Below are 25358 nucleotides of genomic sequence, written 5' to 3' on the forward strand. Positions count from 1 at the left end.
CCACGGAGACAACAAGCATGACTCTCATCACCCGACGCATCGCACTCACCGCCGTCGCAGCCGCGAGCTTTGCGGCCTTCCCGGCCTTCGCCGCCGAGAAGGTCAACCTCGGCGTCTCGATCCCCGCCGCCACGCACAGCTTCATGGGCGGCATCAACTACTGGGCCAACCAGGCGAAGAAGGATCTCGAGAAGCAGCACAAGGACCTCAAGATCACGATCAAGACGGCGGCCAACGCGCCCGAGCAGGCCAACCAGCTGCAGGACCTGTCGACGGTGACCAAGATCAACGCGCTGGTGATCTTCCCCTTCGAATCGGCCGCGCTCACCAAGCCGGTGGCCCAGGTCAAGGCCAAGGGCACCTATGTCACCGTGGTCGACCGCGGCCTGACCGACACCAGCGCACAGGACGCGTATGTCGCCGGCGACAACACCGCCTTCGGCAAGATTCCGGCCGAGTACATCGCGAAGAAGCTCAATGGCAAGGGCAACGTCGTCGCGCTGCGCGGCATCGCGACCACGCTGGACAACGAGCGCATGGACGCCTTCAACGGCGTGATGAAGAACTACCCCGACATCAAGCTGCTCGACGCCAAGTACGCCAACTGGAATCGCGACGATGCCTTCAAGGTCACGCAGGACTACCTCACGCGCTTCAAGAACATCGATGCCATCTGGGCCGCCGACGACGACATGGCGGTGGGCGTGCTCAAGGCCATCGAGCAGGCCAAGCGCGACGACATCAAGATCATCTTCGGCGGCGCCGGCGCCAAGGGCATGGTCAAGACCATCCTCGACGGCAAGGACAAGCGCATCGACGCCGACGTGAGCTACTCGCCCAAGTTCATCTACGACGCGATCAAGCTCACGACCGAAGCGCGCCTGAAGGGCGAGAAGCTGCCGGCGACGACGATCATTCCCTCGGTGCTGATCACCAAGGAGAACGCCAAGGACTTCTACCACCCGAATTCACCGTTCTGAGGCCGATGACCGAGATCCCTTCTCGCAAGCTGCGCTACGCCATGGTCGGCGGCGGGCGCGACGCCTTCATCGGTGCGGTGCACCGCAAGGCGATCGCGCTCGACGGCCAGGCCGAGCTGGTGGCCGGTGCGCTGTCGTCGAGCGCCGAGAAGGCCCGGGCTTCGGGCCGCGACCTGCTGCTGGCGGACGACCGCAACCATGGCGACTGGCAAAGCCTGCTCGACGACGAACTGAAGCGCCCGGAACACGAGCGCATCGATTTCGTCTCGATCGTCACGCCCAACCACGTGCACTTCCCGGTCGCGCAGGCCTTCGTCGAAGCCGGCTTCCACGTGGTGTGCGACAAGCCGCTGGTCCACACGCGCGCGCAGGCCGATGCCCTGGTCGCCGCGGTGACGCGCAAGGGCACGATGTTCGCGGTCACCTACAACTACACCGGCTACCCGATGGTGCGCGAGGCGCGCGAGATCGTGCGCTCGGGCCGGCTCGGCGAGATCCGCAAGGTGGTGGTCGAATACAACCAGGGCTGGCTTTCGACCCAGCTCGAGAGCGAAGGCAACAAGCAGGCCGCCTGGCGCAGCGACCCGGCCATGAGCGGTGCGGCCGGCGCCATCGGCGACATCGGCTCGCACGCCGAGAACCTGGTCGCGACCGTGACCGGCCTCGAGATCGAGAGCCTCTGCGCCGACCTGAGCGCGCTGGTGCCGGGCCGTGCGCTCGACGACGACGGCAGCCTGCTGCTGCGCTTCCAGGGCGGCGCGCGCGGCGTGCTGATCGCCTCGCAGGTCAACACCGGCCTGGAGAACGACCTGCGCCTGCGCGTCTCCGGCACGCTGGGCACGCTGGTGTGGCGGCAGGAGCAGCCGAGCGAACTGCTGCACCTGCCGCACGACGGACCGCGCCGCATCCTGACACGCGGATCGCCCTGGCTCGGCGAGGCGGCGAAGCGCGCGAGCCGATTGCCCAGCGGCCACCCCGAGGGCTTCATCGAAGCCTTCGCGAACGTGTACGGCGGCGTCATGGCCGACATCCGCGCGCGGCTCACGGGCCTTGCGGCCGATCCGCTGGAAGCCGACTACCCGCGCGTCGAGGACGGCGCGCGCGGCGTGCGTTTCATCGAGCGCACGGTGGCTTCCGCGAAGAGCGAGGCGAAGTGGACGGCCTGGTGAGCCTGCATGCGCGCGCCCCGCATGCCGCGCTGCCGCTGTAGGTGTACCCTCCCACAGTTGAATGTCCGCTGCGCCGCTGACTTGGCGCGGCCGCCGGGTCAGCATCCCCATGAAGACGTCCGCGATGACCGCCGATCGCGGTGGACCGCGAGTGTCCCGATGCGAAGGGAGATGCGTATGGATGCCACGAACCCGCAGGCGCGGCGGTGGAGGGGCGCAACGGGCAGCGAGGCATCGCGCCGGACGACCTGCAGCAGCCCGCGGCCGAGAAGCAGGCGCCCGCCGGGAGCAGCGACGAGTCGCTGGATCCGCTTTTCTCTCCCGACGCGGCGCGCGACTTTCGCGTCAGCTGGGATGCGGTCCAGATCGGCTTCGTCGACGACCCCCAGCAGGCAGTGCGCAAGGCCGACGAGCTGGTGCGCCAGGTCCTCGACAACCTGAGCCAGACCTTCTCCAAGCAGCGCGGCGCGCTCGAGGGGCAGACGGACCAGGTGGAGCAGGCGTCGACGGAGCAGCTGCGCATGGCGCTGCGGCGCTATCGCGCCTTCCTGCAGCGCCTACTTTCGCTCTAGCGCGGCCTCGTCGCAAGAGCGCCGGCATTCGGGCCAAGGCCAAGGCTTTTGCCGAGCCTGCCGGGCAGGCGCTGGCACAAGGCCCACAATCCGGCCCATGACCGAACACGAGTTCCTCAATCCCTACACCCACGGTTTCGCGCGCCTCGCCGTGGCGGTGCCGCGCAATCGCGTGGCCGATCCGGTGTTCAACGTGGCCGAGACCATCCGCATGTACCGCGAGACGGCGGCCGACGGCGCGGTGCTGGTCGCCTTCCCCGAGCTGGGCCTCTCGGCCTATACCTGCGACGACCTGTTCCACCAGGCGGCCCTGCTCGATGCCTGCGAGCGCGCGCTGCTGGAGGTCGCCGCGGCCTCGCGCGACATCGGCGCCGTCGCCGTTGTCGGCCTGCCGCTGCGCGTGGACCACCGCCTCTTCAACTGTGCCGCCGTCGTCGCAGGCGGCCGGGTGCTGGGCGTGCTGCCGAAGACCTACCTGCCGAACTACGGCGAGTTCTACGAAGGCCGGCAGTTCAACGGCGCCGACAGCGCGCTCTCCACCGAGGTCGAGCTCGGCGGCGAACGCGTGCCCTTCGGCACCGAGCTCCTGTTCCGGTCGCGGCAGATGCCGCTCTTCAAGCTGCACGTGGAGATCTGCGAAGACGTGTGGGTGCCCATTCCCCCGTCGAGCTACGCGGCGCTGGCCGGTGCGACGGTGCTGGTCAATCTTTCGGCCTCCAACATCACGATCGGCAAGTCGGACTACCGGCATCGGCTGGTCAGCCTGCAGTCGGCGCGCTGCCTCGCGGCCTACCTCTATTCGTCGGCGGGCATCGGCGAATCGACCACCGACCTGGCCTGGGATGGGCAGGCGCTGATCTGCGAGAGCGGCGACATGCTGGCCGAGAGCGAACGCTTCAGCAACCGCTCGCACTTCATCGCGGCCGACGTCGACCTCGAGCGCCTGTCGCGCGAGCGCATGCGGCAGAACAGCTTCGGCACCTCGGTCCAGAAGCACAAGAGCGCGCTGGCGAACTGGCGCACCGTCGAATTCGACCTCGCGCCGCCGCCTCAAGTGCCGCGCGGCCTGCTGCGCACGGTGGAGCGCTTTCCCTACGTGCCCGCCGATCCGGCGCGGCGCGACGAGCGCTGCAGCGAGGTGTTCAATATCCAGGTGCAGTCGCTGGTGCAGCGGCTGGAGGCCAGCCGCATCGACAAGCTCGTGATCGGCGTCTCGGGCGGGCTCGATTCGACCCATGCCTTGCTGGTCTGTGCGCAGGCGATGGACCGGCTCGGCCTGCCGCGCGCCAACATCCTCGGCTTCACCATGCCCGGCTTCGCGACCAGCGGGCGCACGCTGGCGCAGGCGCACCGGCTCATGGCCAGCATCGGCTGTACGGCGCGCGAGATCGACATCCGTCCGAGCTGCCGCCAGATGCTGGAAGACCTGGGCCATCCCTTCGACCAGGGCGTCCCGCAGTACGACATCACCTTCGAGAACGTGCAGGCCGGTGAACGCACCAGCCACCTGTTTCGCCTGGCCAACCACCACAACGGCATCGTCGTGGGCACCGGCGACCTGAGCGAATTGGCGCTGGGCTGGTGCACCTACGGCGTCGGCGACCACATGTCGCACTACAACGTGAATGCGAGCGTGCCCAAGACGCTGATCAAGCACCTGGTGCACTGGGTTGCTGCAACCCAGGTGCTGGGCGCCGAGGGCAGCGCGGTGCTGCGCGACATCCTCGAGACCGAGGTCAGCCCCGAGCTGATTCCAACCGCTGCCGCCGACGGCGCGGAGGCGTCGGCGCAGCCCGGCCAGCGGACCGAGGACGTCATCGGCCCCTACGAGCTGCAGGACTTCCACCTCTACTACACGCTGCGCTACGGCTTCAGGCCGACCAAGGTCGCTTTCCTCGCGCATGCGGCCTGGGGCGACCGCACGCGCGGCCGCTGGCCCGAGGACGAGCTTCAGCCGGCGCGCAACGAGTACGCGCTGGCCGACATCAAGCGCCACCTCGGCACCTTCCTCTACCGCTTCTTCAAGATCAGCCAGTTCAAGCGCTCGTGCGTGCCGAACGCGCCCAAGGTCGGTTCGGGCGGATCGCTCTCGCCGCGCGGCGACTGGCGCGCGCCCAGTGATTCGGAAGCGGAGGTCTGGTTGGAGGATCTAAGGCGGGTTCCCGAGTCCGGTTGAGGGCGGATGTCAGTGCGATGCGCTGGAATGCCGTCCGGCGCCGGCCTGGCGGCTTCCGCGCAGATGCCACTCGATGTCCGAGGCGCGACTGCCCACCGCGCGGACGGCTTCGCGCAGGCGATCGTGTGTGACGTCCAGTTTCCTGGACCATTTGTCGAGCTCGCGGGCGGTGCTGATGTCGATGCGGTCGGAGTGAATGCCGCCGCCTGCTATGGCTGCTTTTTTCATCTCGTTTGCTCCTGTCGGTTGTCGCACCCTAGGAGATGCACCATCTCCCGCTTGTAGGAAATCAGGCCACGGGACTGCCCGCCGCGTCAACCTCGCTGAAGGCTGGGGGCTGCCGGCCGATTGCTCTATTCCGCCGATCCGGCGTGTGGGTTAGAAAGCGGCTGGCCTTCATTTCCAATCCGTCTTTGCTGGAGCACACGATGAGAATTCCCACCCGCTTGAGCGTCGCCGCTGCGATCTGCCTTCTGTACGCCGGCGCGGCGAGCGCACTCGACTATCCGCCGCGCAAGCCCGGCCTGTGGGAAATGACGATCCAGTCGGACGACGGTGCCTCCAAGGCGCCCCCGATGCAGACCCAGCAATGCATCGACGCCGCCACCGACAAGGCCATGCGCGAGATGGGCAGCAGCACAGGCCAGCAAGCCTGTTCGAAGCAGGACATGCGCACCGAGGGCGGCAAGATGGTGGTCGACTCGGTGTGCAAGATCGGCACCACCACCGCCACCACGCATTCGGTGGTCTCGGGCGACATGGGCACCGGCTACCGCATGGAAAGCCGCTCCAGCTACAACCCGCCGCTCGCGGGCCGCAAGGAGGGCACGGCCATCATCGAGGCCAAGTGGGTCGGGCCCTGCAAGGCGGGCCAGAAGCCGGGTGACATGGTGATGTCGAACGGCATGAAGATGAACGTGCTGGACATGATGGGCGCTCAAAAGAAGAAGTAGGCTGCCGCCGACAGCGCTTCGCGTCGGCCCGTCTGCATGATGGGCCGGGCATCGGCCTACGATCTGCGCCATGCCCGACGACCTGGTCATCGCCCGCCCCGAAGGCCTCTACTGCCCGCCGGGCGATTTCTACGTCGATCCGTGGAAGCCGGTCGACCGCGCCGTCATCACGCATGCGCACTCGGACCATGCGCGCGCCGGCCACGGCCACTACCTCGCGCACCGCGACAGCGCCGGCACGCTGCGCGCGCGGTTGGGCGAGATCACGCTGCAGACGCTGGACTACGGCGAGGCCATCGCCCACCAGGGCGTCAAGCTTTCGCTGCATCCGGCCGGCCACGTGCTGGGCTCGGCGCAGGTGCGGCTCGAGCACGGCGGCCGCGTCTGGGTCGCCTCGGGCGACTACAAGACCGAGCCCGACAGCACCTGCACGGCCTTCGAGCCGGTGCCCTGCGACACCTTCATCACCGAATCCACCTTCGGCCTGCCGATCTACCGCTGGCCGTCGCAAGCCGAGCTGTTCGCCGAGATCAACGGCTGGTGGCGCGCCAACGCCGAACAGGGCCGCGCCTCGGTGCTGCTGTGCTATGCCTTCGGCAAGGCGCAGCGCATCTTGCACGGCGTGGATGCGGGCATCGGGCCGATCGTGGTCCACGGCGCGGTCGAACCTTTGAATGCGGTCTACCGCGCGGCCGGCGTGGCGCTGCCGCCGACTTTGCGCGTGACCGATCCCGGCGTCGATGCCGCGCTGCTCCAGCGCGCGCTGGTGCTCGCGCCGCCCTCGGCCCATGGCACGCCGTGGATGCGGCGCCTCGGCAACTACTCGGATGGCTTCGCGAGCGGCTGGATGCAGCTGCGCGGCACGCGCCGGCGGCGCGGTGTCGATCGCGGCTTCGTGATGTCCGACCATGCCGACTGGCCGGGGCTGCAGCAGGCCATCGCCGGCACCGGGGCCGAGCGCGTGTTCGTCACGCACGGCAGCGTGGCGGTGATGGTGCGCTGGTTGAGCGAGAACGGGCTGCAGGCGCAGGGCTTCAAGACCGAATACGGAGATGAGGACATGGAGGGTGCTCCGACGGCCGCGAGCCCCCATCCCGGCCTTCCCCCGGAAGGGGAAGGTGAAACAGCCCTCCCATGAAGCAGTTCGCCGCGCTCTACCGCGAACTCGATGCGAGCACCTCGAGCCTGGCCAAGCAGGCCGCGCTGCAGCGCTATCTGCTAAGCGCCGCGCCGGCCGACGCGGCCTGGGCCGTGTACTTCCTGGCTGGCGGCAAACCGCGGCAACTGGTACCGACCAAGCTGCTGCGGCTGCTCGCGCAGGAGGCCGCCGGCCTGCCGGAATGGCTGTTCGTCGAAAGCTACGAGGCGGTCGGCGACCTGGCCGAAACCATTTCGCTGCTGCTGCCGTCGCCGACCGATGCGCACGACCTGGGGCTCGCGGTATGGGTCGAAAAGCACCTGCTGCCCTTGCGCGGCATGGCGCCCGAGCAGCTCTCCGACGCGCTGCGTGCGCAATGGCGCCGCCTCGCGCCGGAGGAGCGGCTGGTCTATTTCAAGCTCATCACCGGCGGCTTCCGCGTCGGCGTCTCGCGCCTTCAGGTCACGCAGGCGCTGTCCGCGGTCGGTGCGCTCGACCCCAAGCGCGTCGCGCAGCGGCTGATGGGCTACACGCACATCGCCGGCCAGCCCACCGCGGCCGACTACGCCGCGCTGATCGCGCCCGAGAGCAGCGGCGAGCTCGACCAGCAGGCCAGCGGCCAGCCCTATCCCTTCTTTCTCGCGCATCCCTTCAACCTGCCGCTCGAACAGTTCGATGCGGCGCTCGGGTCGCCTTCGCAATGGCTCGTCGAGTGGAAGTGGGACGGCATCCGCGCCCAGCTGGTCAAGCGCGCCGGCCGTGTCTGGCTGTGGTCGCGCGGCGAAGAGCTGGTGACCGAGCGCTTCCCCGAGCTCGCGCAGATGGGCGAGACCTTGCCCGACGGCACGGTGCTCGATGGCGAGGTGGTGGTCTGGCGCAGGGATTCGACCTCGCCTATTGGCGAGGGTCGCGTCCAGCCCTTTGCCGAGCTGCAGAAGCGCATCGGCCGCAAGACGCTCAGCCCGAAGCTGCTGCGCGAGATCCCCGCGGTGCTGCTGGCCTACGACCTGCTCGAATGGGAGGGCCGCGACCTGCGCACGTTGCCGCAGGCCGAGCGCCGCGTGCTGCTCGACGATCTGCTGACCGCCGCGCAGCACCCTTCGCTCGTTGCCAGTCCCATGCTGCACGGCGAGAGCTGGCAGGACCTGGCGCGCCAGCGCGAAGCCGCGCGCTCGATGGGCGTCGAAGGAATGATGCTCAAGCAGCGCGAGGCGCACTACGGCGTCGGCCGCACCAAGGACGTGGGCCTGTGGTGGAAGTGGAAGATCGATCCGCTCTCCGTCGATGCGGTGCTGGTCTATGCGCAGCGCGGCCATGGCCGCCGCGCCAGCCTCTACAGCGACTACACCTTTGCCGTCTGGGATGGGCCGCCCGAAGCGCCAGAACGCAAGCTCGTGCCCTTCGCCAAGGCCTACTCGGGCCTGACCGATGCCGAGATGGCGCGCGTCGATGCGGTCATCAAGAAGACCACCATCGAGAGCTTCGGGCCGGTGCGTAGCGTCGAGCCCACGCTGGTGTTCGAGCTCGGCTTCGAAGGCATCGCGCGCAGCACGCGGCACAAGAGCGGCATCGCGGTGCGCTTTCCGCGCATGCTGCGCTGGCGCGAGGACAAGCCGGTGGAGGAGGCCGATACCCTGCAGACGCTGGCGGCGCTGCTGCCCGCATGAAGACGCATCGCGCAGATAGAGAAGAAGTTCTCAGCCTCGGCCGCTACCTGAGCGCACCGCGGCAAACTGCAGGACCCAATGACGCAGTTCTGAGAAACTCGGCACTCCCATCCATGCACGATCACCGCAACCCTCGTCCCGGCGTCGATCTGCGCGAGCACGCCGTTCATCTGCTGATGCAGGCCGCACCGCTGGCCGGCATGGGGCTGCACGAGGCGCGGGTCGTGGTCGATGCGATGCGGCCGCTGCACCTGCTGGCCGACACCCTGCTGTTCGAGGAAGGCGATGCGGTCGACAACGACTACATGGTCCTGGTGCTCGATGGCCAGCTGCGTGTGGTCAGCAGCAACGGCGTCCCCGGCGACGAGGTCGTGATCTCGGTCATCGGCCCGGGCAGCCTGGTCGGCGAAATGGGCGTGATCGACGGCGGGCCGCGCTCCGCGAGCTGCACGGCGCTGACCGACGTCAAGCTCGGCGTGCTGTCGCGTACCTCGCTGCTGGAGCTGATCGAGACGCACCCCGGCGCCGCGGCCCGTCTGATGCTGGGCGTTGCCAAGGGCCTGGCCGAGCGGCTGCGCGAGGGCAACCGGCGGCTGCGCACGCTGTCGCGGGTCACGCGTGCGCTGCAGTCGGAGCTGGATGCAGCGCATGCGGTGAACCGCCGCCTGCTCGATGCGCAGGGCCGTCGCTGAGCCTCAGATCAGGATGACCGGCTCGTCGGGCAGCTCGTTGCGGTCGGCCTGGCCCTCGGCCAGCGGAAAGTGCGCGACCAAGAGCGCCGACATCTCTTCCAACGCCTGCGTGAGCCCGTCCTCGAAACGGCCCTCGCGAAAAGCGGCTGTCATGCGCTGCGCCATCGCAGCCCATTCCTCGGCGCTCACGTGCGCATCGATGCCGCGGTCGGCCACGATCTCGATCGCGTGCTCGGCCATCAGCAGGTAGATCAGCACACCATTGTTGTCCGCGGTGTCCCACACGCGCAGCTTGCCGAACATCATGATCGCGCGCTCGCGTGCCGGCGCGCCGCGCCACAGGTAGGACATCGGCAGGCCTGCCTCGACGCAGATGCGCACCTCGCCGCTGTGCCGGCGCTCGCTGGCCGCGACCCGTCGGCCCAGGCGCTCGAGTGCTTCCGGCGGCAGTGCGCGCCGCACGTCGGCCGCGTCGATCCAGCGATGGCGCCAGAGGCGCGCGAGCTTCGAGAAGAAGGATGGGCCGGCCATCGCTACCAGTCCCCCGAGGCGCCGCCGCCCCCGAAATCGCCGCCACCGCCGGAGCTGAAGCCCCCGCCGCCCGAGGAGCCGCCGCTCCAGCCGCCGCCACCGGTGCCCCAGCCGCCGAGGCCGCCTCCGCCCAAGCCACCGCCGCGCCGGCCGGCGCCGGCACCGAAGGCCGTCGACAGCAGCGTGAAAAGCAGCGCGCCAAGGCCAGCGAGCACCGCGACCACCAGGCTCGAGGTCAGCACCATCACGAGCACGCCCGTCGCGCCGCCCAGCGCCAGCGGGCCCAGCACCTTGCCGAGGATGGCGCGCGCGATCGGTCCGCCGATCAGCACGCCGAAGAACAGGAAGATGGCGAGGTCCTGCCAGTCGAATCCGCTGTCGTCGCGCGCATCGTTGCCGAAGTCGCCGCTCTTGTTGTCGACCTCGGGGAGCGCCTCGCCCTTGACGCGCGCGATCAGCTGGTCGGCCGCCGCGTCGAGTCCGCCCGCGAAATCGTTCTCGCGGAAGCGCGGCTTCATCGCATGGTCGATGATGCGCGCCGCCGCGATGTCGGGCACCGCCCCTTCGAGCGTCTTCGCGACCTCGATGCGCATCTTGCGGTCGTTCTTGGCGACGATGACGAGGATGCCGTCGCTCACCTCCTTGCGGCCGATCTTCCAGGCATTGCCGACGCGGTTGGCGTAGCTCGCGATGTCTTCGGGCGCCGTGGTGGCGACCATCAGCATCACGATCTGCGAACCCTTCTGCTGCTCGAAGGCCTGGAGCTTGGCTTCGAGCGCCTGGCGCTGCGAGGCATCGAGCGTGCCGGTCTGGTCGATCACCCGCGCGCTGAGCGCCGGCACCGGCAACAGGTCCTGGGCCTGTGCGCCGGCGAGCGCGACGGCCACCAGGAAGAGGGCTGTCAGCGCGCGCCGGATGCGGGCGGCCGTCATCTAGGAAGTTACTTCTTGGGTGCGCCGAAATCCACCGTCGGCGGCGTCGAGATCTGGGCTTCGTTCTGGACGCTGAAGTTGGGCTTCGCGTCGTAGCTGAACACCTTGGCCGTGATGTTGGTGGGGAAGCTGCGCGCGAGCACGTTGTACTCCTGCACCGTCTGGATGTAGCGGTTGCGCGCCACGGTGATGCGGTTCTCGGTGCCTTCCAGCGTCACGCGCAGGTCGCGAAAGGCCTGGTTGGCCTTGAGGTTGGGGTATTGCTCGGCCACCACCATCAGGCGCGACAGTGCGCTGGAGAGCTCGCCCTGTGCCTGCTGGAACTTGTTGAAGGCCTCGGGGTTGTTGAGCGTCTCGGGCGTGACCTGGATCGAGGTCGCCTTGGCGCGCGCCTCGATCACCTTGGTCAGCGTTTCCTGCTCGAAGTTGGCTTCGCCCTTGACCGTGGCCACGATGTTCGGCACCAGGTCCGCGCGGCGCTGGTACTGGTTGAGCACCTCGCTCCAGGCCGACTTGCTGGCCTCGTCGAGGCGCTGGAAGTCGTTGTAGCCGCAGCCTGCGAGCGACAGCGCCGTGAGGATGATCAAGAGCCAGCGTTTCACCATGTCGAACTCTCCGAGGTGCGAAGTGGGCGAAGTTAGCATAGATGCATGTCGGCCGACCCTCTTCAAGCCCTGCAGGCCGCGAGCCGTGGAGCGCAGCCCATCGCATCGGGCGAGGGCACGCTGCTGATCGCCGGCGCCACCGGCGCGCTGGGGCAGGAACTGGTGCGGCGCCTGGCGGGCCGGCATCGCTTCGACCACACGCGCGTGCTCGCACGCGAACCCATTCGCGACGGCCTGCGCGGCGTCGAGACCCTGCTCGCACCGGTTGCGGAGATCGCGCAGTGGCCGCTCGTCGCGGCCGATACGGCGCTGGTCCTGTTCGAGCCGCCGCGTCTCTACTACGACCGCGAACGCGCGCTGTGGACGCCCGAGCCGGCGCAGCTGCCCGCGCTCGCCCGTTGGCTGCGGGCCTGCGGCGTGCGCACGCTGGCCATCGTGCAGCCGCACGACCAGGGCCGGCTGCCGGAGGCGCTGAAGCGCGGCCTCGCCAGCCTCGACGAAGAGGCGGTGGTCGCTCTGGGCTTCGAGCGCGTGATCATCGTGCGCTCGGCGCAGAAGCCCGCCGCGGCGCGCTTCGCGAATCCGGCCGAGCGGCTGGCGGCCTGGATGCTGTCCATCGCGCGCTTCATGGTGCCGACCAGCGAGCAGCCGGTGCGCGCGACCAAGGTGGCGGAGCTGGTCGACGTCGCGCTGCGCATCGCGCCGCCGGGCGTGCACGTGGCCGCGCCCGAGCTGGTGTGGCAGGCGGCGCAGGGCGAGCTGCGCGCGGTGGCGGAGGGCTGGCTGCGTGCGCGCTAGCCGAAGCGCAGCGAGCGCAGCCCCACCGTCCGGTCCACCCACACCACCACCGCCAGCGTGAGCACGATGCTGACCGTGGACACGGCGGCCGCGGTCGGGTCGAAGTCCCAGCGCAGGTAGTCGAAGAGCTGCAGCGGCAGCGTCGTCATGCCGATGCCCTTCAACAGCAGCGACATGTTGAAGAGGTCGAAGGAGATCACGAAGGCGAACAGCGCGCCGGTGATGATGCCGGGCTTGATCAGCGGCAGCGTCACGCGCCGGAAGGCACGCCAGGGCGAGGCGCCGAGGCTGCGCGCCGCCTGCTCGAGCGAGGCGTCCTGGTTGTAGAGCGCCGACGCGACGTTGGTGAACACGTAGGGCAGGGTCACCAGCACGTGGCCGACCACCAGACCGAACATCGTGCGCGTGCCGATGCCGCTCGCATAGAGGAAGAACAGCAGCGCGATGGCGGTCAGGATCTCGGGCAGCATGAGCGGCATCATCAGCAGCATGCGCAGCGGCTCGCGCAGCCGCTGCGCATACCTCACCACGTAGAGCGCGCCGGCGATGCCGATGACCGAGGAGATCAGCGTCGCGATCGCCGCCAGCAGCAGCGAGCTGCGGATGGCGCGCATGAAGGCCTCGTTGACGAACAGCGCGCCGAACCAGCGCAGCGAGATGCCCTGCGGCGGGAAAGTCATGAACTCGCCGGCGTTGAGCGACATCAGTACGATGATCGCGATCGGCAGCAGCAAAAAGGCGTAGACGGCGCCGACGTAGAAGAGGCCGAAGCCGTCGGCGATGCGATGCGACAGCGGTGCGCGGCGCGTCATGCCAGGCCCTTCATGAAGCGGCCAGTCAGCTTCCCATAGAGCGCCACCGCCGCCATGCCGCATGCCGTGAGCACCAGCGCCTGTGCCGCGCCGGAGGGCCACTGGAAGTTGTCGATCAGGTTCTGCACCACCAGCACCGACATGGTCTTGACCTGCGCGCCGCCGAGCATCACCGGCGTCACGTAGGCGCTCAGCGCCAGCACGAAGACCAGGATCGTGCCGGCCTGAATGCCGGGCCACGACAAGGGCAGCACGAGCCGCCAGAACACCTTGAGCCGCGAAGCGCCGAGCGAGCGCGCGGCCGCTTCGAGCGACGGGTCGATGCTTTGAATGACGCCGACCAGCGGCAGGATCATGAAGGGCAGGAACACGTGCACCAGCGCGATGGTCACGCCGAGCCGGTTGTTCATCAGCTGCAGGCCGGTCTCGACCAGGCCGAGGTCGAGCAGCACGCGGTTGACCACGCCGTTGCCCGACAGCAGGATCAGCCAGCCGAAGCTGCGCACCACCACGCCCACCAGCAGCGGCGAGAGCACCAGCACGTAGAGCGCGCTGCCCCAGCGCGAAGTCGTGCGCGCGAGGTGGTAGGCCACCGGGTAGCCCAGCAGCAGGCAGATCGGCGTGACGGTGAGGCCCAGGAGCAGCGTGTCGCCCAGCACGCCGAGCAGGTAGCCGTCGGAGAGCGCGCGGCCGTAGTTGGCGAGCGTGAGGCCCGCGCCGTAGGGTGCGCCGACGGCCGGCGGGCGCAGGCTCATCAGCACGATGTTGAGGTAGGGCAGAACCAGGAAGACGCCGATCAGCAGCAGCGCCGGCGCGATCAGCCAGAAGGCGCGGCGCGCGAGCGGCACGGCCTGCATCGCGCGTGGCACCGGTGCGGCGGAGGCGATGGCGCTCATTCCTGCCCCGCAATGATCCAGGCGTGCCCCGGCTCGAAACGCATGCCACTCGAGGCGCCGGCCGCGACGCGCTGGCCCGGCGCGGTCTGCACCAGCAGCGTCTGGCCGCCCGCGCATTGCACCGTGTGCTCCACGCTGCTGCCGAGGAAGTAGCTGGTGGCCACCAGGCCCTGGTAGGGGCCGCTGCCGTCGAAGTGGATCGCCTCGGGCCGGATCGTGACGTGCACGGCCTGGCCGGGCGCGAGCGGCTGGTCATGGTCGGCCTCCACGGTGCCGAGCGCAGTCTCGATGCGAAAGCGCAGCCACGCGCCTTCGTCGGGCAGCTTCGACTCGACGCGGCCTTCGATCAGGTTCGAGCGGCCGATGAAGCGCGCGACATCGACGCTGCGCGGGCGCAGGTAGATCGCCTCGGGCACGTCGAACTGCTGCAGCCGGCCGCCCAGCATCACCGCCACGCGGTCGGACATCACCATCGCCTCGGCCTGGTCGTGCGTGACGTAGAGCGTGGTGATGCCGACGCGCTTCTGTAGCTCGCGGATGAAGACGCGCATGTCCTCGCGCAGCACCGCGTCGAGGTTGGCCAGCGGTTCGTCGAGCAGCAGCAGGCGCGGCTCGATCACCAGCGCGCGGGCCAGCGCCACGCGCTGCTGCTGGCCGCCCGAGAGCTGGCGCGGATAGCGCCCGGCCATGCTCGTTAGCTGCACCATCGCCAGCACCGCGTCGATGCGGCGCGCCATCTCGGCCTTGGGCACGTTGCGCATCTCCAGGCCGAAGGCGAGGTTGCGCCGCACCGTGAGATGCGGGAACAGCGCGTAGTTCTGGAACACCATGCCGATGTCGCGGCGCTCGGGCGGCAGGCCGGTGATGTCTTCGCCGTCGAGCAGCACTGCGCCCTCGTCGGGGTACTCGAAGCCGGCCACGCAGCGCAGCGTGGTGGTCTTGCCGCAGCCGCTCGGGCCCAGGAGCGAGATGAACTCGCCGGGCTCGGTGTGAAGCTCCAGCGCGTGCAGCGCCGTCGTGGCCTGGAAGCTCTTGCAGAGCCCTTGCAGCGTGAGCCGCGTCATGCGGCGCGCGCGCACCGCGGCGGCCGCGTCCGAATCCGCCGGCCGCGTGCCGGCAGGCAGCACCGCGCTCACTTGATCTCCCGGTTCCAGCGGTCGGTGATGGCCGGCAGCTGCGGATTGACCTTGCTCCAGTCGAAACCGACGATCGAGGCCATGGCCTGGCCGCTGACCGGCACGTCGGCCGCCATCGCCGATGCCAGCTGCACCTTGGTGTTGGTGGGCGAGGTGAAGAATTCCTTGGCCATCATCTCCTGCACCTCGGGCTGCAGGATGAAGTTCAGGTACTTGTAGGCATCCTCCTTGTTGGGCGCGTTCTTGAGGATGTTGAAGGACTGCTCGAAGGCCACCACGCCCTCGCTCGGCACCACCATCTCGACCGGCACGCCCTTCTTCTTGAGCGCGACGATCTCGGGAAAGTCGATCACCGCCACAGTCACGTCGCCGCGCGTGAGCATGGTCGAGAGCGTGCCGCTCCAGTCGGCCTGCGTAAAGGGCAGCAGCTTCTTGATCTCGACGAAGGCGCGGTCGATCGCGTCCTGCGAGCCGCCGTAGATCTTGGCGGTCATCAGGAGGAACAGCATCGCGGCCGTGTTGCCGATCTGGTAGAGGCCGATCTTGCCCTTGAACTCGGGGTTGCTCCAGAGGTCGGTCCAGGACTTGGGCGGCGTCTTCACCAGGTCCTTGCGGTAGCCGATGCCGATGGTCGAGACGATGCCGCGCACGCCGTTGTCGCCCGGGTTGCGCAGGTTGGGGTAGACGTTCGCAAGGTTGGGCACCTTGGCCGCGGGGATGGGCTCGAAGTAGCCCTCGCCGCGCACCACGCTCGCGATGTTCTCGTTGACCATCAGCACGCTGTAGGGCGGCTTCTCGATGCCGGCGGCGCGCAGGTTGGCGATGAAGTTCTTGCCCAGGCCGACGTCGAGCGTGGGCTGCACGCCGCTCGTCTTGTCGAGCATCGGCAGCAGGTCGCTGCGCCAGAACTTCTCCCAGCGGCCGCCGTAGGTGTTGACCACCAGCGGCGCGGCGGCTAAGGAGGGCAGGGCGGGCAGCGCGAAGCCGGCGGCGGCGCCGAGGCTGCGCAGGAGGAGGTCGCGGCGATTTTGAAGAGCGAGCATGGGAAGACTTTCGGGCGGCAGTGGAAGGATCAGGCGGTGACGGAATCGCCGGCCGATGTGCGGCGGTAGTCGTAGTTGCGGTTCAGGCGGTCGAGCAGGTAGTCGCCGTAGCGCACCGGCGCATGCTTCGGCGGGTTCGCCTCGCCGGTGCAGGTCGGCAGGCATTCGATCAGCGCGTCCATGCCCGGGTCGAAGAAGTAGGGCAGCGAATAGCGGTCGCCGCCGGAGCGGTTGATGACGCGGTGCGGCGTCGAGACGAAGCGCATGTTGGTCCAGCGCGCGAGCATGTCGCCGACGTTGAGCACGTAGGTGTTCGCAATCGGCGGCGCCTCGATCCAGTCGCCGCCGCGCGGGCGTACCTGCAGGCCGCCCGCGTCGTCCTGCGCCAGCAGCGTGATGACGCCGTAGTCGGTGTGCGGGGCCGAGCCGATCTGCTCGTCTTCCAGCGGCGGCTGCGGCGGGTAGTGCAAGAGGCGCAGGAAGGTGGTGGGCTTCTCGAAGTGATGATCCAGCGCATGCGCCGGCAGCCCCAGGCTCATGGCGATCAGCTGCACGAGGTAGCGGGAGAGCGCGTCGACTTCGGCGATGTAGCGCTCGATGCGCACCTGGAAGTCCGGCACCCAGCCGGGCCACTGGTTGGGGCCCTGCAGCGGCAGGCCGGCGAGCAGCCGCGGGTCGTCCGGCGGCAGCTCGTGCATGAGCATCAGCGACTCGCTCATGTTCGGCCGCGTCACCTTCGCCACCGAGGAGGTGACGATGGTGGAAGTGGCCATGCCCATGTAGCCGCGATGGAAACCGTTGATCGCGATCGACTGCTTGCGTTCGAGCGGCGAGGCATGGAACTCGCGCGAGGCCGCGAAGGCCGCGTCGCGCGAGGCGGGCGCGACGTTGTGGCCCGCGATGTAGGCGAAGCCGATGGTGCTGAGCGCCTCGTACAGACGCGCCGCAGTCTCGCGCGCAAGAGGCGCCTCGGAGTCGATGTTGCCGTGTAGATCGATGAGGGGAATGGATGTCATGGATGAACTTCGAACGAGGAGTACTGCTGCCAGTGCGCCAGCAGGTCCGCCGCCTCCACCACCAGCCCCAGGTGCAGCGACACCATGCTGAGCGCCGCGGCCTCCAGGTGCGCGTCGGTGCCGCGCACCAGGTCGCGCAGCACGATCACGCGGTAGTTGTGGTTGTTGGCGTCGAAGGCGGTGTTGAGCACGCAACAGTCGGTGAAGCCGCCGTTGAGCACCACGGTGCGGATGCCCTGGTTGCGCAGCAGGAAGTCGAGGTCGGTCGGATAGAAGGCCGAGAGCCGGCGCTTGTTCTCCACCCGCAGGTCGCCGGGATCGACGCGCGTGACCCACTCGGTCCAGCGGCTGCCCTCGATCGCGTGCGCATCGGCATTCGGAATTTCCCCGACATGCAGCGGGAAGGTGCGCCGCCATGCGGCCGGGATGCCGCGCAGGTCGTCGGCGCCGCCGGGCCGGAGCACCGACTTGACGTGCACGATGGGTATGCCCAGCGCGCGGGCTAGGTCGTGGAAGGCGTCGATCGGCGCCACCAACTCGCGTGCACGCGGCGCCGGGCAGGGGCAGTCGGGCCCGTCATCCAGATGGCCGCGGTGCATGTCGATCGAGATCACGGCGGTGGCCGCCGCGTCGAGATAGTCCTCGAAGCCCTCGCCCAGCTCGCGCGGCTGCTCGTAGACGTAGGCCTTCATCGTCTTTCCTCCCGCACATAGGGCACGCCCAGGGCGCCCGGTTCGCCGTCGCCGCCGCGCCGGGCGAGCGCCACCCAGACCATCACGCCGAGCGTCACTGCATAGGGCGTCATCAGCACGAAGTACTGCGGCAGCTGCACGCCGGCCGCGGCCAGCTGCGGGATCAGCGCCTCGATGCAGCCGAAGAGCAGCGCGCCGGCCAGCGCCTTCCACGGCGACCAGCGCGCGAAGATCACCAGGCCCACTGCGATCCAGCCGCGCCCGCCGGTCATGCCGGCGATCCACAGCTTGGTGCTGACCACCGAGATGTAGGCGCCGGCCAGGCCGACCAGCGCGGAGCCGGCCAGCACCGCCGCGAAGCGCCAGGCCGAAACCGAGAGGCCGGCCGCATCGGCGGCCTGCGGGTTCTCGCCCACGGCGCGCAGCCTGAGGCCCGCATCGGTGCGCAGCAGGAACCAGGTGACGGCGGCGAAGACCGGCAGCGTGAGCCAGACCATCGCGTTCTGCTGGAACAGGCGCCCGACGACGGGCAGCGAGGAGAAGGGCCACAGCGCCATCGTGCCGATGCCGGGCGTGGCCTGGTTGGTCCATTGGGCCAGCGTGCCGACCAGTGCCGTGAGCCCCTGGCAAAAGAACACGAGCGCGAGACCCGCGATCACCTGGTTGACGCGCAGCCAGATCACCATCACCGCGAACAGCAGCGAGACGACGGCAGCCGCGAGCATGGCCAGCAGCAGCGACACCGCCGGCTCGCCGAAGGCCAGCTGCGCGCCGATGCCGGCCAGCGCGCCGACCAGCATCAGCCCTTCGGCGCCTAGCGAGAGCACGCCCGCGCGTTCGCAGACGATCAGGCCCAGCGCGGCCAGCGCATAGGGCACTGCGAAATCCGGCGTGTTGGCGAGCCAGTTGAGGACGATGTCCATCACGCTGCTCCGGTGCCCACGCGGCGCAGGCGATGCCTGATGAAGAAGTCGCTCGATGCCACGCACACCACGATCACGGCCTGGATCAGCTGCACCATCGAGAAGGGCACCTGGTAGAACACCTGCAGGCTGCGCCCGGTCACGAACAGCGCCGCGACCATCAGCGCGACCACGCTGGCGGCCAGCGGGTTGTTGCGCGCGAGGAAGGCGATCAGGATGCCGGAGAAGCCATAGCCCTGGTAGAAGGCCTGCGTGAGCCGGCCCTCCTGCCCCGCGGCGACGGCGAAGCCCGCGAGGCCGGCCATCGCGCCGGAGAGCAGCACCGCGCCGTAGATGACGCGCGCCACCGGTACGCCGGCTGCATGCGCCATGCGCGGGTTGGCGTCGACGAAGCGCAGGTACAGGCCGGCGCGGCTCACGCCGACCAGCCACCATCCCAGCAACGCAACGACGGCGGCCAGCAGAATCGCGCTGTTCACGCCCGAGAAGAGATCGGGCAAGCGCTCGAAGGCGCGGAACTGCGGCGAATAGGGGAAGTTGTCCTTCGGGTCCTTCCAGCTGCCGTACACCAGGTGCAGCAGGAAGTTGGCCGCCATGTAGTTGAGCATCAAGGTCGAGATGATCTCGTTGACGCCCAGCCTGAGCTTGAGCAGCGCCGGGCCCAGCACCCACAGCAATCCGGCGGCCAGCGCGGCAAGGAACATCAGCGGCAGGCGTAAGGAAGGCGGGCCGATCTCGAAGAGGGAAACGGCCGTGGCGCCGATCGCACCCCAGATCATCTGGCCCTCGAGGCCGAGGTTCCAGAAGCGTGCGCGAAAGGCCATCGCACCGGCCAGCCCGACCAGGATCATCGGCGCCGCCTGGAACAGCACGGCGCGGAAGTTCTGGCCATCGAGGAAAGTCTGGACGATGAACTCGTTGAGCAACTCGCCGGCCGGCACGCCCGCGGCCACCAGGATGGCGGCCGAGAGCAGGAGCCCCACGCCGATGGCGGCGGCGAGGATCAGCGCCTGCCAATGCCAGGCCATGTGCTGGCGGATCTCGAGCGCATAGCGGCGCGCGCCCCAGGGCTGGCGCGCGGATGCCGCCGCCGGTGTGTCCGCGAGGTGCGTAATGGGCATCGCGAGCGAGGGCTCAGCCATGGTCCACCATCGCCTGGCCGATGGCCTGCCGGTCCGCCGGCTGCGCGAACTCGGCCACGATGCGGCCGCGCGTCATCACGCCCACGCGGTCGGCCAGTGCGAGCACCTCGTCGAGGTCTTCGCTGATCAGGAGCACGGCCGCGCCGGCATCGCGCGCGGCGCGCAGCCGCGCATGCACTTCGGCGCCGGCGCGCACGTCCAGCCCGCGGCTCGGGCTGTGGGCCAGCACCAGCCGCGGCGACTTGCCGAACTCGCGCGCCAGCACCAGCTTCTGCGCATTGCCGCCCGACAGCAGCGCAGCCTTCTGCGCGATCGAGCGCACGCCCTGCACGTCGAAGGCGGCGACGGCGGCTTGCGCGTCCTGGTCCATCTCGCGGCGCTTCAGGCGCCAGGCCGAGCCGTAGCGCCCGCTGTGGACCTGTCCGATGCCGTAGTTCTCGGAAACCGAGAGGCCGCCCGCGAGCGCGAGGCCGTAGCGGTCGGCGGGAATGGTCGCCAGCCCCAGTGCACGGCGCGCCGTCGTCGGCGTCGCCTTGAGATCGCCATGGCGATCAAGCGCGATCTCGCCTTCGGTCCGGCCCGGCAGGCCCATGATCGCGCCCGCCAGTTCCCCCTGGCCGTTGCCGCCGACGCCGGCCAGCCCGTAGATCTCGCCCGCGCGCAGGTCGAGGTCGATGCCGTCGAGCACGCGGCGGCCTTGCACTTCGGGCGAACGCAATCCGCGCACCGTGAGCCGCACCGGGCCCGGCGTCGCGCGCGTCGACCCGGCTGCGGGCGCGGTGATCGATTCGCCGACCGTGAGCCGGACCAGCTCGCCCACCGGCATCTGCTGCGGGTCGACCGTCGCGACCGTGCGGCCGCCGCGCATCACGGTCACGCGGTCGGCATGGCGCTTGACGTCGGCCATCTTGTGCGTGACCAGCACCACCGCCGCGCCGCGGCGCGCGAGCCCATGCACGGTCGAGAGCAGGCGCTCGGCCTCCTGGTCGGTCAACACGGCGGTGGGCTCGTCGAGGATCAGGATGCGCGTGCCGGCCAAGAGCACCTTGAGGATCTCGACGCGCTGCTGCTCGGCCACCGACAGCCGGTCCACGCGCTGCGCCGGGTCGATGTCGAAGCCGAGTTCTCGCGCCTTGTCGCGGATCGCCTCTTCGACGCGGCGCAGGCGCTTGCCATGGCTTTCGAAGCGCTCGGACCGCGGCGCGGTCAGGAGGATGTTCTGCGCCACCGTGAAGGGCTGCACCAGCCGGAAGTGCTGGTGGACCATGCCGATGCGCGCCTTCGCCGCATCGCGCGGCCCGCTGAAGCGCACCGGGTTGTCGTCGACCGACATCGTGCCGGCCTCGGCCGCATAAAGGCCGGCCGCGATGTTCATCAGCGAGGACTTGCCCGCGCCGTTCTCGCCCAAGAGCGCATGCACTTCGCCCCAGCGCGCCGAGAAGTGCGCGTCGGTCAGCGCCGCAAATCCGTCGAAGGACTTGTGGATGCCCTGGAGCTGCAGCGCCGTGGTCATTTCTGCGTGACGACGCCCTTGACGAACCAGTCCATCTTCCAGAGATCGGCATCGGACAGCACGGCGCCCTTGGCGACGCGCTCCTTGCCGTCGCGGTCGGCCAGCGGGCCGGCATAGATCTGCTTGCCCTTGAGCAGTGCGTCGCGTTCTGCTGTGATCGCGGCGGCCTTGTCCTTCGGCACCCCGGGGCCGAAGCCCGCGATGTCGGTGCCGCCCGCGCTCATCGGAATGAAGGCGCCGTATTGCGCCGGCTTCCAGTTGCCGGCCATGATCTTCTTCAGCTCCGGCGAGAGGAACTTGTCCCACACCCAGACCGAGGAGCACAGCGTGGCCTTGGGCGCGAACTGCCGCAGGTCGCGGTGATGGCCGGTGCCGTAGACGCCGCGCTCCTGCGCCACGATCTGTGGCGTCGGGCTGTCGACGTGCTGGCCGATCACGTCGGCGCCCTGGTCGATCAGCGCGGCCGCGGCGGCGCGTTCCTTGACCGGGTCGTTCCACGAGCCGGTGTAGATCACGTTCACCGTGGCATTCGGGTTCATCTTCTGCGCGCCGAGCGCGAAGGCGTTGATGGTCCAGTTGACGACGCCGAAGGGGTTGGCCGCGACGAAGCCGAGCTTGCCGGTCTTCGAGGCTGCGCCTGCAGCCATGCCGCAGAGGTACTGGCTCTCGTAGGTGCGGCCGTAGAAGGATTCGAGGTTGGCGCCGTTGCTGGTGCCCGAGCCGTTGAGGAAGGCCACCTCGGGGTACTTGGCCGCGAGCTCCTTGAAGCTGTCGGAATAGCCGAAGGCGGTGCCGATGATGATGTTGGCGCCGCGCTGGATGAACTTCTCGGCCGCGGGCTTGATGGCGGATGCGTCTTCCGGCACGTTCTCGACGAACTGGATCTTCTCGCCCGTTTCCTTCTCGACCTTGATGCGCGCCTCGTCGAAGGCCTGCGTCCAGCCGCCGTCGTTCTTGGGGCCGAAGTACAGCATCGCGATCTTCGGCTTGCCCTTCAGGGTGAAGCCGTCGGCGGCCACCGCCGGGCCGATCAGCGCGGCGCCCGCGACAAGCGCTGCGACCGCGCAAGGAATCGATTTACGCAACATCACTCGGACCTTTCATCATGAAATTGATACGGAACACATTGCCCTCGGGGTCGAGCAGCACCGACTGGTACCAGTGGTAGTAGGTGACGTAGGGCGCCTTGACGAGCGTGGCGCCGGCAGCGACGGCGACCGGCACCATGCGGTCGACTTCCTCTTGCGAATCGACATCGATGTTCAGCAGGAACTTGACCCCGCGCGTGTCGGAGAACTCGGCCAGCTGCAAGAGCTCGTAGGCATCGAAGGCGTTGAAGCCCAGCTTGGCCTTGCCCGCGTCGAGGCCGCGGAAGATCGGCGAGCGGATGGCCTCGATCTCGGGGAAGCCGAACACGCGCTGGTAGAAGCCGCTGAGCGCGACGACGTCTTTCGCGAAGACGTTGACGTAGGAAAGATGAGGCATGTTCAGGCTGTCACTTTGGTGCCGCCGAAGGTCGTCTGTTTCAGGAACTTCGACTTCAAGTGGTCGCCGGAAGAGATCGGCGCGTACTTCGGCGCCTCGCCCGGCGCGAGGCAGCTCGGCAGGCACTCGACCATCGCGTCGTAGTTGGGCTGGTGGAAGAACACCAGCGACTGCCGGCGGTTGGTGGCGGCCGCATCCGGCGGCGGGTTGACCACGCGGTGCAGGGTCGAGACCCACAGGTCGTTGGTCCACTGCATCATGAGGTCGGCGATGTTCACCACCAGGCCGCCCTCGACCATCGGCACGTCGACCCATTGGCCGGCCTTGTTGAAGACCTGCAGCCCCTTGTCGTCAGGCAGCACGACGGTGAGGCTGCCGTAGTCGCTGTGCGCGCCGGCGCGCAGCTGGCCGGGCAATGCAGCCTCGGTCTGCGGCGGGTAGCTCAGCACGCGGAACATGCTGATGTGCTTGTCGATCTTGTCGTCGAAGAAGGTCTCGGGAAGTTCCAGCGCGAGCGCGAAGATGCGCATCAGCGAACGCGAGAGATCGCTCATCGCCTCGAAGTATTCGTCGAAGGCCGGCTGGAAGCCCGGCAGATCGGGCCAGACATTGGGCTCGAAGTGCGGGCCGGCCGCAGCGCCCCGGTGGTAGTCGTCGGCCGGCACATTGGAGGGACCGATGGAGAAGGACTCCTTCAGGTCGCCCGGCGCCGCTTCTTCGAGGCTGTACGACAACCCTTCCTCGCCCACCGCACTGTAGCCGCGCACCGCGTCGTCGCGCGGGCGATCGACCTTGCGCTTGTCGGCCAGCGGCAAGGCGAAGAATTCACGCGAGGCCGCGGAGACGCGCGCGATGAGTTCGGGGGCGATGCCGTGGTTGGTGATGACCAGGAAGCCGATGCTGCGGCAGGCCTCGTCGACCTTGCGCGCCACCTCGGCCTTGCCTTCGGGCGTTCCGGAAAAGAAGGGCGCCAGATCGATGATCGGTACGGACAGCAGGGTCATGCTTTCAATCCTTCGGTGTGACGGTGGCGGCGCTTCGACATGCAACGTCCATGCCAGTTGGACCAAATGGACAAATGCGCTTTGCTGCATCGGCGTGGTGCGCGGGCAGCGGTGCGGCACGGCGAATGCGTGCGCTGGGTGTTGCCATGGTGCGTACCATGGGCGGTATGGCTCGTGCATGCGGGCTGCATCGCAGACAACGAGAATCCCGGGTGGAGAAAGAAGCAAAGCAACACATGCCGAAAACTCGCAGCAGCAGCATCAAGCCGCCGTCCGTGCTGGCCGTCGAAGCGCCGCCATCCAAGCGCGTGCATCCGAAGCGCGCGCCCGTGGCGCGCAGCGTCACGTCGGTGAACCGGCGGCTGCGCCAGATCGAGGACAAGCGCGCGGCGATCCTGCGCGCGGCGCTCGGGCTCTTCTCGCGCTTCGGCCTGCACGGCACCAGCGTCGACCAGGTCGCAGCGCGTGCGGATGTCTCGAAAAGCAACCTGCTCTACTACTTCGCCAACAAGGAGGAGCTCTACGTCTCGGTGCTGCGCGAGTTGCTCGCCGTGTGGCTGGAGCCGCTGCGCGGCTTCAGCGCCGAGCAGGACCCGCGGCAGGCGATCGGCGACTACATCCGGCGCAAGCTGGTGATCTCGCGCGACCAGCCCGATGCCTCGCGCCTGTTCTGCCTCGAGATGATCCAGGGCGCGCCGCTCTTGCGCGACGAACTCGATCGCGAGCTGCGCGACCTGGTGACGCGCAAATCCGAAGTGATCCGCGCCTGGGTGGCCGCCGGCAAGCTCGCGCCGGTCGATCCGCATCACCTGATCTTCGCCTTGTGGGCCACCACGCAGCACTACGCCGACTTCGGCGTGCAGGTGCAGGCCATCACGGGTCGTACGCTGGATGACCCGGAGTTCTTCGAAGAGACGGTGGACAACGTGCAGCGCATCGTCTTGAGCGGCATCACCACGCGCTGAGCGCGCCGCGCGCTCAGTGCGGCGCGGCGACGATGTCGTGGTAGCGGCGGTCGAAGTAGATCAGGCCGTGCGCGGTGCCGCCGATCGCGATCGCAACGGCCTCGCAGAACAGCACGTCGTGGGTGCCCACCCGCGTCACCTGCGACACGCGGCAGTCGAAGGACACGGCCGCGTCCTCGAGCACCGGCGCACCGGTGCGCTTGCGGCTCCAGCGGCCCGCGGCGAAGCGCTCGTCCATCGGCGTCTTGCCGCCGAACAGGCCCGACAGCGCCTGCTGCCCCGCGGCCAGCGCGTTCACGCAGAGCACGCCGTTGGCCTGGAAGGCCGGGTAGACCGAGGCCGAGCGATTGAGGCAGACCAGCAGCGTCGGCGGCTCGTCGGTCACGCTGCACACGGCCGATGCGGTGAAGCCGGCGCGGCCGCCGGGGCCGTCGGTGGTGATGACATGCACGGCCGCGCCGAGGCGGGCCATCGCATCGCGGTAGTCGCTCTTGGGCAAGGCGTTCATGGCGGCGGTG

At 68.8% G+C, this 25358-nt stretch carries 27 protein-coding genes; 10 read left to right on the forward strand and 17 right to left on the reverse strand.

The window, feature by feature from the left end; genetic code table 11:
- Positions 1-17: 17 nt before the first annotated feature.
- From ACSQ86_RS02490 to ACSQ86_RS02505, 4 genes are all read left to right on the forward strand, one after another.
- Positions 18-980: a substrate-binding domain-containing protein gene (locus ACSQ86_RS02490; RefSeq protein ID WP_436302554.1), complete on the forward strand. Its 963-nt coding sequence runs from the start codon at positions 18-20 to the stop codon at positions 978-980.
- 5 nt (positions 981-985) lie between these two features.
- Positions 986-2149, forward strand: a complete 1164-nt coding sequence (locus tag ACSQ86_RS02495) for a Gfo/Idh/MocA family protein (protein WP_436308428.1) — start codon at positions 986-988, stop codon at positions 2147-2149.
- Between the two features lie 206 nt (positions 2150-2355).
- Entirely contained in the window at positions 2356-2721 is a 366-nt protein-coding gene (locus ACSQ86_RS02500) for a hypothetical protein (RefSeq protein WP_436308429.1), read from the forward strand.
- Positions 2722-2818: 97 nt separating this feature from the next.
- Positions 2819-4897, forward strand: coding sequence for an NAD(+) synthase (locus ACSQ86_RS02505; RefSeq protein WP_436308430.1), 2079 nt, complete (start codon positions 2819-2821; stop codon positions 4895-4897).
- Between the two features lie 9 nt (positions 4898-4906).
- Here the strand turns inward: ACSQ86_RS02505 and ACSQ86_RS02510 are convergent, their stop codons facing one another.
- Positions 4907-5125, reverse strand: coding sequence for a DUF3606 domain-containing protein (locus ACSQ86_RS02510; RefSeq protein WP_093104892.1), 219 nt, complete (start codon positions 5123-5125; stop codon positions 4907-4909).
- Positions 5126-5325: 200 nt separating this feature from the next.
- On the opposite strand from ACSQ86_RS02510, the gene ACSQ86_RS02515 reads away from it, so the two are divergent.
- From ACSQ86_RS02515 to ACSQ86_RS02530, 4 genes are all read left to right on the forward strand, one after another.
- Entirely contained in the window at positions 5326-5850 is a 525-nt protein-coding gene (locus ACSQ86_RS02515) for a DUF3617 domain-containing protein (RefSeq protein WP_436295043.1), read from the forward strand.
- Between the two features lie 70 nt (positions 5851-5920).
- Positions 5921-6988, forward strand: a complete 1068-nt coding sequence (locus tag ACSQ86_RS02520) for a ligase-associated DNA damage response exonuclease (protein WP_436308431.1) — start codon at positions 5921-5923, stop codon at positions 6986-6988.
- Entirely contained in the window at positions 6985-8655 is a 1671-nt protein-coding gene (locus ACSQ86_RS02525; protein ID WP_436308432.1) for an ATP-dependent DNA ligase, read from the forward strand. The genes ACSQ86_RS02520 and ACSQ86_RS02525 overlap by 4 nt, the downstream gene beginning before the upstream one ends.
- 113 nt (positions 8656-8768) lie before the next feature.
- Positions 8769-9347 (forward strand): cyclic nucleotide-binding domain-containing protein, encoded by a 579-nt coding sequence (locus tag ACSQ86_RS02530; RefSeq protein ID WP_436308433.1) that lies wholly within the window; start codon positions 8769-8771, stop codon positions 9345-9347.
- Positions 9348-9350: 3 nt separating this feature from the next.
- Here ACSQ86_RS02530 and ACSQ86_RS02535 read toward each other — a convergent pair whose 3' ends face one another.
- Genes ACSQ86_RS02535 through ACSQ86_RS02545 form a run of 3 tightly spaced genes read right to left on the reverse strand, consistent with a single transcriptional unit; the run spans position 9351 to position 11415 of the window.
- Complete coding sequence (locus tag ACSQ86_RS02535; RefSeq protein ID WP_093104906.1) at positions 9351-9878, reverse strand: TPM domain-containing protein; 528 nt, start codon at positions 9876-9878, stop codon at positions 9351-9353.
- Positions 9879-9880: 2 nt separating this feature from the next.
- Positions 9881-10810 carry a TPM domain-containing protein gene (locus ACSQ86_RS02540; protein ID WP_436308434.1) on the reverse strand — a complete coding sequence of 310 codons (930 nt, stop codon included), beginning with the start codon at positions 10808-10810 and terminating at the stop codon, positions 9881-9883.
- An 8-nt stretch (positions 10811-10818) separates the two neighbouring features.
- Complete coding sequence (locus tag ACSQ86_RS02545; protein WP_244503816.1) at positions 10819-11415, reverse strand: LemA family protein; 597 nt, start codon at positions 11413-11415, stop codon at positions 10819-10821.
- 45 nt (positions 11416-11460) lie between these two features.
- On the opposite strand from ACSQ86_RS02545, the gene ACSQ86_RS02550 reads away from it, so the two are divergent.
- On the forward strand, positions 11461-12213 hold the full coding sequence (locus tag ACSQ86_RS02550) for a hypothetical protein (protein ID WP_436302565.1): 753 nt from the start codon (positions 11461-11463) through the stop codon (positions 12211-12213).
- Here the strand turns inward: ACSQ86_RS02550 and ACSQ86_RS02555 are convergent.
- The 12 genes from ACSQ86_RS02555 to ACSQ86_RS02610 are packed head-to-tail and all read right to left on the reverse strand — an operon-like array spanning position 12210 to position 23875.
- On the reverse strand, positions 12210-13025 hold the full coding sequence (locus tag ACSQ86_RS02555) for an ABC transporter permease (protein WP_436308435.1): 816 nt from the start codon (positions 13023-13025) through the stop codon (positions 12210-12212). The two genes, ACSQ86_RS02550 and ACSQ86_RS02555, sit on opposite strands and share 4 nt — an antisense overlap.
- On the reverse strand, positions 13022-13921 hold the full coding sequence (locus ACSQ86_RS02560) for an ABC transporter permease (RefSeq protein WP_436295050.1): 900 nt from the start codon (positions 13919-13921) through the stop codon (positions 13022-13024). Before ACSQ86_RS02560 ends, ACSQ86_RS02555 begins: the two co-directional genes overlap by 4 nt.
- Positions 13918-15057 (reverse strand): ABC transporter ATP-binding protein, encoded by a 1140-nt coding sequence (locus ACSQ86_RS02565; protein WP_436308436.1) that lies wholly within the window; start codon positions 15055-15057, stop codon positions 13918-13920. The genes ACSQ86_RS02560 and ACSQ86_RS02565 overlap by 4 nt, the downstream gene beginning before the upstream one ends.
- On the reverse strand, positions 15054-16100 hold the full coding sequence (locus ACSQ86_RS02570) for an ABC transporter substrate-binding protein (RefSeq protein ID WP_436308437.1): 1047 nt from the start codon (positions 16098-16100) through the stop codon (positions 15054-15056). Before ACSQ86_RS02570 ends, ACSQ86_RS02565 begins: the two co-directional genes overlap by 4 nt.
- A gap of 29 nt (positions 16101-16129) precedes the next feature.
- The gene (locus ACSQ86_RS02575; RefSeq protein ID WP_436302569.1) at positions 16130-17116 is read right to left on the reverse strand and encodes an isopenicillin N synthase family dioxygenase; all 987 of its coding nucleotides are present in this window, start codon (positions 17114-17116) and stop codon (positions 16130-16132) included.
- Positions 17113-17808, reverse strand: a complete 696-nt coding sequence (locus ACSQ86_RS02580) for a cysteine hydrolase family protein (protein WP_436302570.1) — start codon at positions 17806-17808, stop codon at positions 17113-17115. The genes ACSQ86_RS02575 and ACSQ86_RS02580 overlap by 4 nt, the downstream gene beginning before the upstream one ends.
- Positions 17805-18731: an ABC transporter permease gene (locus ACSQ86_RS02585; protein WP_436302571.1), complete on the reverse strand. Its 927-nt coding sequence runs from the start codon at positions 18729-18731 to the stop codon at positions 17805-17807. The genes ACSQ86_RS02580 and ACSQ86_RS02585 overlap by 4 nt, the downstream gene beginning before the upstream one ends.
- Positions 18731-19873 (reverse strand): ABC transporter permease, encoded by a 1143-nt coding sequence (locus tag ACSQ86_RS02590; protein WP_436308438.1) that lies wholly within the window; start codon positions 19871-19873, stop codon positions 18731-18733. Before ACSQ86_RS02590 ends, ACSQ86_RS02585 begins: the two co-directional genes overlap by 1 nt.
- Entirely contained in the window at positions 19866-21386 is a 1521-nt protein-coding gene (locus ACSQ86_RS02595; RefSeq protein ID WP_436308439.1) for an ABC transporter ATP-binding protein, read from the reverse strand. The genes ACSQ86_RS02590 and ACSQ86_RS02595 overlap by 8 nt, the downstream gene beginning before the upstream one ends.
- A complete protein-coding gene (locus ACSQ86_RS02600) occupies positions 21383-22474 on the reverse strand; it encodes a BMP family ABC transporter substrate-binding protein (RefSeq protein WP_436308440.1) in 1092 nt (363 codons plus the stop codon). Before ACSQ86_RS02600 ends, ACSQ86_RS02595 begins: the two co-directional genes overlap by 4 nt.
- A complete protein-coding gene (locus tag ACSQ86_RS02605; protein ID WP_436295055.1) occupies positions 22464-22871 on the reverse strand; it encodes a VOC family protein in 408 nt (135 codons plus the stop codon). Before ACSQ86_RS02605 ends, ACSQ86_RS02600 begins: the two co-directional genes overlap by 11 nt.
- Before the next feature lie 2 nt (positions 22872-22873).
- A complete protein-coding gene (locus ACSQ86_RS02610; protein ID WP_436308441.1) occupies positions 22874-23875 on the reverse strand; it encodes an isopenicillin N synthase family dioxygenase in 1002 nt (333 codons plus the stop codon).
- Positions 23876-24111: 236 nt separating this feature from the next.
- Between ACSQ86_RS02610 and rutR the strand changes: the two genes are divergently transcribed.
- On the forward strand, positions 24112-24840 hold the full coding sequence (rutR, locus tag ACSQ86_RS02615; protein ID WP_436295057.1) for an HTH-type transcriptional regulator RutR: 729 nt from the start codon (positions 24112-24114) through the stop codon (positions 24838-24840).
- Positions 24841-24853: 13 nt separating this feature from the next.
- Here the strand turns inward: rutR and rutF are convergent, their stop codons facing one another.
- Positions 24854-25348, reverse strand: a complete 495-nt coding sequence (rutF, locus tag ACSQ86_RS02620) for an NADH-dependent FMN reductase RutF (RefSeq protein ID WP_093104945.1) — start codon at positions 25346-25348, stop codon at positions 24854-24856.
- Positions 25349-25358 lie beyond the last annotated feature (10 nt).

Origin of the sequence: Variovorax sp. LjRoot130 (assembly GCF_964253755.1) — a bacterium.
Classification (GTDB): Bacteria; Pseudomonadota; Gammaproteobacteria; order Burkholderiales; family Burkholderiaceae_C; genus Variovorax.

Excerpts from the sequence above, each read along its gene's own strand:
- ACSQ86_RS02490 (WP_436302554.1), top strand. The coding sequence starts at position 18 with ATGACTCTCATCACCCGACGCATCGCACTCACCGCCGTCGCAGCCGCG.
- ACSQ86_RS02495 (WP_436308428.1), top strand. The coding sequence starts at position 986 with ATGACCGAGATCCCTTCTCGCAAGCTGCGCTACGCCATGGTCGGCGGC.
- ACSQ86_RS02505 (WP_436308430.1), top strand. The coding sequence starts at position 2,819 with ATGACCGAACACGAGTTCCTCAATCCCTACACCCACGGTTTCGCGCGC.
- ACSQ86_RS02510 (WP_093104892.1), bottom strand. The coding sequence starts at position 5,125 with ATGAAAAAAGCAGCCATAGCAGGCGGCGGCATTCACTCCGACCGCATC.
- ACSQ86_RS02515 (WP_436295043.1), top strand. The coding sequence starts at position 5,326 with ATGAGAATTCCCACCCGCTTGAGCGTCGCCGCTGCGATCTGCCTTCTG.
- ACSQ86_RS02520 (WP_436308431.1), top strand. The coding sequence starts at position 5,921 with ATGCCCGACGACCTGGTCATCGCCCGCCCCGAAGGCCTCTACTGCCCG.
- ACSQ86_RS02525 (WP_436308432.1), top strand. The coding sequence starts at position 6,985 with ATGAAGCAGTTCGCCGCGCTCTACCGCGAACTCGATGCGAGCACCTCG.
- ACSQ86_RS02530 (WP_436308433.1), top strand. The coding sequence starts at position 8,769 with ATGCACGATCACCGCAACCCTCGTCCCGGCGTCGATCTGCGCGAGCAC.
- ACSQ86_RS02535 (WP_093104906.1), bottom strand. The coding sequence starts at position 9,878 with ATGGCCGGCCCATCCTTCTTCTCGAAGCTCGCGCGCCTCTGGCGCCAT.
- ACSQ86_RS02540 (WP_436308434.1), bottom strand. The coding sequence starts at position 10,810 with ATGACGGCCGCCCGCATCCGGCGCGCGCTGACAGCCCTCTTCCTGGTG.
- ACSQ86_RS02545 (WP_244503816.1), bottom strand. The coding sequence starts at position 11,415 with ATGGTGAAACGCTGGCTCTTGATCATCCTCACGGCGCTGTCGCTCGCA.
- ACSQ86_RS02550 (WP_436302565.1), top strand. The coding sequence starts at position 11,461 with ATGTCGGCCGACCCTCTTCAAGCCCTGCAGGCCGCGAGCCGTGGAGCG.
- ACSQ86_RS02555 (WP_436308435.1), bottom strand. The coding sequence starts at position 13,025 with ATGACGCGCCGCGCACCGCTGTCGCATCGCATCGCCGACGGCTTCGGC.
- ACSQ86_RS02560 (WP_436295050.1), bottom strand. The coding sequence starts at position 13,921 with ATGAGCGCCATCGCCTCCGCCGCACCGGTGCCACGCGCGATGCAGGCC.
- ACSQ86_RS02570 (WP_436308437.1), bottom strand. The coding sequence starts at position 16,100 with ATGCTCGCTCTTCAAAATCGCCGCGACCTCCTCCTGCGCAGCCTCGGC.
- ACSQ86_RS02575 (WP_436302569.1), bottom strand. The coding sequence starts at position 17,116 with ATGACATCCATTCCCCTCATCGATCTACACGGCAACATCGACTCCGAG.
- ACSQ86_RS02580 (WP_436302570.1), bottom strand. The coding sequence starts at position 17,808 with ATGAAGGCCTACGTCTACGAGCAGCCGCGCGAGCTGGGCGAGGGCTTC.
- ACSQ86_RS02585 (WP_436302571.1), bottom strand. The coding sequence starts at position 18,731 with ATGGACATCGTCCTCAACTGGCTCGCCAACACGCCGGATTTCGCAGTG.
- ACSQ86_RS02590 (WP_436308438.1), bottom strand. The coding sequence starts at position 19,873 with ATGGCTGAGCCCTCGCTCGCGATGCCCATTACGCACCTCGCGGACACA.
- ACSQ86_RS02595 (WP_436308439.1), bottom strand. The coding sequence starts at position 21,386 with ATGACCACGGCGCTGCAGCTCCAGGGCATCCACAAGTCCTTCGACGGA.
- ACSQ86_RS02600 (WP_436308440.1), bottom strand. The coding sequence starts at position 22,474 with ATGTTGCGTAAATCGATTCCTTGCGCGGTCGCAGCGCTTGTCGCGGGC.
- ACSQ86_RS02605 (WP_436295055.1), bottom strand. The coding sequence starts at position 22,871 with ATGCCTCATCTTTCCTACGTCAACGTCTTCGCGAAAGACGTCGTCGCG.
- ACSQ86_RS02610 (WP_436308441.1), bottom strand. The coding sequence starts at position 23,875 with ATGACCCTGCTGTCCGTACCGATCATCGATCTGGCGCCCTTCTTTTCC.
- rutR (WP_436295057.1), top strand. The coding sequence starts at position 24,112 with ATGCCGAAAACTCGCAGCAGCAGCATCAAGCCGCCGTCCGTGCTGGCC.
- rutF (WP_093104945.1), bottom strand. The coding sequence starts at position 25,348 with ATGAACGCCTTGCCCAAGAGCGACTACCGCGATGCGATGGCCCGCCTC.